The organism is Streptomyces sp. NPDC047014 (genome assembly GCF_040644195.1).
Lineage (GTDB): Bacteria > Actinomycetota > Actinomycetes > Streptomycetales > Streptomycetaceae > Streptomyces.
This window is the reverse complement of the sequence record NZ_JBEYVX010000168.1, coordinates 1-4,854: the sequence shown is the minus strand read 5'-3', so window position 1 is coordinate 4,854 and position 4,854 is coordinate 1. Positions and strand designations below refer to the sequence as shown.

Annotated in this window: 4 protein-coding genes and 1 pseudogene; 4 read left to right on the top strand and 1 reads right to left on the bottom strand. The window is 75.8% G+C overall.

What is annotated here, in order from left to right; genetic code table 11:
- Positions 1 to 557: 557 nt before the first annotated feature.
- From ABZ873_RS33890 to ABZ873_RS33880, 3 genes and pseudogenes are all read left to right on the top strand, one after another.
- Positions 558 to 1,742: pseudogene (locus ABZ873_RS33890) on the top strand (DUF4350 domain-containing protein); the annotation flags it as partial.
- The gene (locus ABZ873_RS33885) at positions 1,739 to 2,833 is read left to right on the top strand and encodes a MoxR family ATPase (protein WP_360880639.1); all 1,095 of its coding nucleotides are present in this window, start codon (positions 1,739 to 1,741) and stop codon (positions 2,831 to 2,833) included. The pseudogene ABZ873_RS33890 and the gene ABZ873_RS33885, both read left to right, overlap by 4 nt.
- Positions 2,833 to 4,143 carry a DUF58 domain-containing protein gene (locus tag ABZ873_RS33880; protein WP_360880636.1) on the top strand — a complete coding sequence of 437 codons (1,311 nt, stop codon included), beginning with the start codon at positions 2,833 to 2,835 and terminating at the stop codon, positions 4,141 to 4,143. Before ABZ873_RS33885 ends, ABZ873_RS33880 begins: the two co-directional genes overlap by 1 nt.
- On the opposite strand, the gene ABZ873_RS33875 is transcribed toward ABZ873_RS33880, so the two are convergent.
- Positions 4,117 to 4,509: a YciI family protein gene (locus ABZ873_RS33875; protein WP_360880634.1), complete on the bottom strand. Its 393-nt coding sequence runs from the start codon at positions 4,507 to 4,509 to the stop codon at positions 4,117 to 4,119. The two genes, ABZ873_RS33880 and ABZ873_RS33875, sit on opposite strands and share 27 nt — an antisense overlap.
- 18 nt (positions 4,510 to 4,527) lie before the next feature.
- On the opposite strand from ABZ873_RS33875, the gene ABZ873_RS33870 reads away from it, so the two are divergent.
- On the top strand, positions 4,528 to 4,854 hold a 327-nt coding region (locus tag ABZ873_RS33870; protein WP_360880631.1), incomplete at its 3' end, for a hypothetical protein.

Here is a 4,854-nt window from a genome sequence, read left to right as displayed (position 1 = left end):
CCCCGCAGGGCGCCGAACGCACCACCGCCGCACCCACCGACCCCGAGCCCCGTTCGGCGCCCGAGGAGACGCCCCGACGCGCGCCCGACCCCACCCGAGCCGCCGCACCCGAGGCCGACCCCGGCGCCGGATCCGACGCGGCCGAACCAAGCACCCCCCACCCGGATCCGGCCGACGGGTCCGACCGGGCCGGGGTCGGGTGTGTGTCGGGGCGCTCCCCGCAGGGCGCCGAACGCACCACCGCCGCACCCACCGACCCCGAGCCCCGTTCGGCGCCCGAGGAGACGCCCCGGCGCGCGCCCGACCCCACCCCGTTCCCCGGAACCACCGCCAAGGCGACCCCCGCCGAACCGCACCCCACCCCCGCCACCGGCTCGGCCCACCCCGACCCCGCCCAGCCGGGCACCGCCCCAACGGGCCCCACCCAGCCCGGCCCCACCGCCCACCCGGGCAACGCCGCCCAGCCGGGCAGCACCAACCCCGCCCCCGCCAACCTCCGCCACCGATTCCGCCGCGCTCGCCTCGCCACCGCCCTCACCGCCGTGCTCGCCGCAGGCGCGCTCCTCCTCGCCGTCCTCAACGCCGGCACCCGCCACGGCCACCTCGACCCCCGCTCCGCCGACCCCACCGGCACCCTCGCCGTGGCCGAACTGCTCAAGGCCCGCGGCGTCACCACCCGCGTCGTCACGACCGCCCGCGAGGCCGCCGAGGCCACCGGCCCCCGCACCACCCTCCTCGTCACCGACCCGGACCGCCTCGGCCCCCACCAGCGCCGCGCCATCCGCTCGGCCATGGACCTCTCCGGCGGCCGTACGGTCCTCCTCGCCCCCGGCACCCCGAGCCTCCCCGACCTCTCCCCGGGCGTACAGACGGCCACCACCGCGGACACCGACACCGACACCGACGCCGACACCCCCGTCCCCCCGTCCTGCACCCTCCCCGCCGCCGAATCCGCCGGCCCCGCCACCACCACCGGCCACCTCGCCTACACCACCGCCCTCCCCGGCACCACCGCCTGCTACCCCACCACCAAGGGCACCCCCGCCCAGAGCACCCCCGGCCACCCCACCGCCACGCCCCCCACCACACCCACCACCCCCGCCACCCTCCTCGTCCTCCCCTCCACCACCCCCGGCGGCGACACCGTCCTCCTCGGCTCCGAGACGATCCTCCTCAACGAGAGCCTCGCCGAGCAGGGCAACGCCTCCCTCGCCCTCCAACTCCTCGGCACCCGCCCCGACCTCGTCTGGTACCTGCCGTCCCTCGCCGACTCCGACCCCGACACCGGCTCCGCCGAGGACAAGTCCCTCCTCGAACTCGTCCCCGCCGGCTGGTCATGGGCCCTGCTCCAGCTGTTCGTCGCCGCCGCCCTCGCCGCCCTCTGGCGCGCCCGCCGCCTCGGCCCGCTCGTCACCGAGAGGCTGCCCGTCGCCATCCGCGCCTCCGAGGCCACCGAGGGCCGCGCCCGCCTCTACCGCAAGGCCGGCGCCCGCGACCGCGCGGCCACCGTGCTGCGCGCCGCCACCCGCGAACGCCTCGCCGCACTGCTCGGCGTACCGCCCACCCGCGCCCACGACCCGGCCGCCCTGCTCCCGCCCGTCTCCGCCCGCCTCTCCGGCGAGCAGCACACCTACGGGGACCCGGCCGCCCTCCTCTTCGGCCCCGCCCCCTCCGACGACGCGGCCCTCGTCGCGCTCGCCGACCACCTCGACGCCCTCGAAAGAGAGGTCCGCACCTCATGACGTACCCGGCCACCGACCCCACGGCCGAGTCCACGCCCCCGGAGGCGGCACCGGCAGAAACCCAGGCCCCGGCTCCCGCCCAGGGCACGACCCCCGCCCAGGGCACGACCCCGGCCACAGCCACGGCCACGCCCCCCACCCCCGACACCGCCCGCGCCGCCCTGGAAGCCCTCCGCACGGAGATCGGCAAGGCCGTCGTCGGCCAGGACTCCGCCGTCACCGGCCTCGTCGTCGCCCTGCTCTGCCGCGGCCACGTCCTCCTCGAAGGCGTCCCCGGCGTCGCCAAGACCCTCCTCGTACGGGCCCTGGCCGCCTCCCTCGCCCTCGACACCAAGCGCGTCCAGTTCACCCCCGACCTGATGCCCAGCGACGTCACCGGCTCCCTCGTCTACGACGCCCGCACCGCCGCGTTCTCCTTCCAGGACGGCCCGGTCTTCACCCACCTCCTCCTCGCCGACGAGATCAACCGCACGCCCCCCAAGACCCAGTCCTCCCTCCTCGAAGCCATGGAGGAACGCCAGGTCACCGTGGACGGCACCCCCCGCCCCCTCCCGGACCCCTTCCTGGTCGCCGCCACCATGAACCCGGTCGAGTACGAGGGCACGTACCCCCTGCCCGAGGCCCAGCTCGACCGCTTCCTCCTCAAGCTCACCGTCCCCCTGCCCTCCCGCGAGGACGAGATCGGCGTCCTGACCCGGCACGCCGCCGGCTTCGACCCCCGCGACCTCAAGGCCGCCGGCGTCCGCCCCGTCGCCGGTCCCGCCGAACTCGCCGCCGCCCACGAGGCCGTCGCCCGCGTCGCCGTCTCCCCCGAGATCGCCGGGTACGTCGTCGACATCTGCCGCGCCACCCGCGAATCGCCCTCGCTCGTCCTCGGCGTCTCCCCCCGCGGCGCCACCGCCCTCCTCGCCACCGCCCGCGCCTGGGCCTGGCTCACCGGCCGCGACTACGTCACCCCCGACGACGTCAAGGCCCTCTCCCTCCCCACCCTGCGCCACCGCGTGCAGCTGCGGCCCGAGGCGGAGATGGAGGGCGTCACCGCCGACGCCGTCATCACGGCGATCCTGTCCCACGTCCCCGTCCCCCGCTGATGGCCCTCACCGGACGCGCCGCCCTGCTCGCGGCCCTCGGCAGCATCCCCGTCGGCCTCCTGGAGCCGAGCGGGGCGGGCCTGCTCGCGGTCAACGGCGCCGTGGCCCTGGCCTGCGCCGTCGACCACGCCCTGGCCGCGCCCGTACGCAGTCTCGTACTGGCCCGCTCCGGCGACACCTCGGTCCGCCTCGGCGAGCCCGCCGAGGTCCAGCTCACCCTCACCAACCCCGGCCGCCGCACCCTGCGCGCCCGCGTCCGCGACGCCTGGCCCCCGAGCAGCTGGACCCCGGGCACGGAAGCCGCGGCCTCCCGCCACGAGCTGACCGTCCCGCCGGGCGAACGCCGCCGCCTGACCACCCGCCTGCACCCCACCCGCCGCGGCGACCGGCACGCGGACCGCGTCACGATCCGCTCGTACGGCCCGCTGGGCCTCTGGGCACGGCAGGCGTCGCTCGCCGCCCCGTGGACGGTCCGGGTCCTGCCCCCGTTCACCAGCCGCAAGCACCTCCCCTCGCGCCTGGCCCGCCTGCGCGAACTGGACGGCCGTACGAGCGTCCTCACACGCGGCGAAGGCACCGAGTTCGACAGCCTCCGCGACTACGTGCCCGGCGACGACACCCGCTCCATCGACTGGCGGGCCACCGCCCGCCAGCGCAAGGTCGCCGTCCGCACCTGGCGCCCCGAACGCGACCGGCACATCCTCATCTGCCTCGACACCGGCCGCACCTCGGCGGGCCGCGTCGGTGACGCCCCGCGCCTGGACTCCGCCATGGACGCCGCCCTGCTCCTGGCCGCCCTGGCCACCCGCGCCGGCGACCGCGTCGACCTCCTGGCCCACGACCGCCGCCCCCGCGCCCAGGTCCGCGGCCGGGCCTCGGCCGACGTCCTGCCGTCCTTCGTGAACGCGATGGCCACCCTCGAACCGGAACTGGTCGAGACGGACTCCCGCACTCTGGTCTCCACCATCCTCCGCAACGCCCCGCGCAGGTCCCTGGTGGTCCTCCTGACGAGCCTGGACGCGGCCCCTGTCGAAGAGGGCCTGCTCCCGCTCCTGCCGAGCCTCACGCAGCGCCACACGGTCCTGCTCGCCTCGGTCGCGGACCCGCACGTCGCGACGATGACCGCGTCACGCGGCACGGTGGACGCGGTCTACGAGGCCGCCGCGGGCACCCAGACCCAGGCCCAGCGCCGCCGCACGGCCGACCAGCTCAGCCGGCACGGCGTCCACGTGGTCGACGCCACCCCGGACACCCTGGCCCCCGCCCTGGCCGACGCCTACCTCTCACTGAAGGCCGCCGGCCGTCTCTGACCCGGGCAGGAACTCCCGCACCTCCTGCGCACACCGACAGGCAGCCGCGAACTTGCCCGCCCACTCCAACGCCTCGCCCCGCGAGGCCACATCCACGATGCAGAACCCCCCGAGCACCGCCTTGCCCGCCGGAATCGGCCCGTCGCTCACCGCCCCGTCCACACCCACCACAGCGGTCGGCTGACTCCCCAGCCCCCCACCGAACACCCACACCCCAGCGCCCTGCGCCTCCCGCACCACAGCCATCGTCGCCGCACTGACAGCCTCCAACTCCCCGTCAGCCACGACCATGGCCCCATCATCGAACGAGATCACATACCGCCCCACAACAACCTCCTCCTCAACCCGACCAACTCCCCCCAGCATGCCCCTAGGGAGCCCCCGTTGGCCGACCTGACACCCACCCAGCCCCACGGCCTCACCGTGGCCCGTCTACGCCGCCAGATCGAGGCCCAGTCACCTGAGGTCATGGCTCCGACCAACACGGACATGGGCGATCCACTCACCGGCCTGACCAAGGTCCCCGATCTCCTGGTCATCGCGGAGGCCGACGCCGACGACACGGCCATGGCCGTCAACTCCCGCGACGTGCTGATGGTGATGGAGGTCGTCTGTAAACGCAGAAAAGCCCCGCACCGAACCCTGAAAGGGCTGGTGCGGGGCTTTCCCACAATGATTGTTCGGCGGCGTCCTACTCTCCCACAGGGTCCC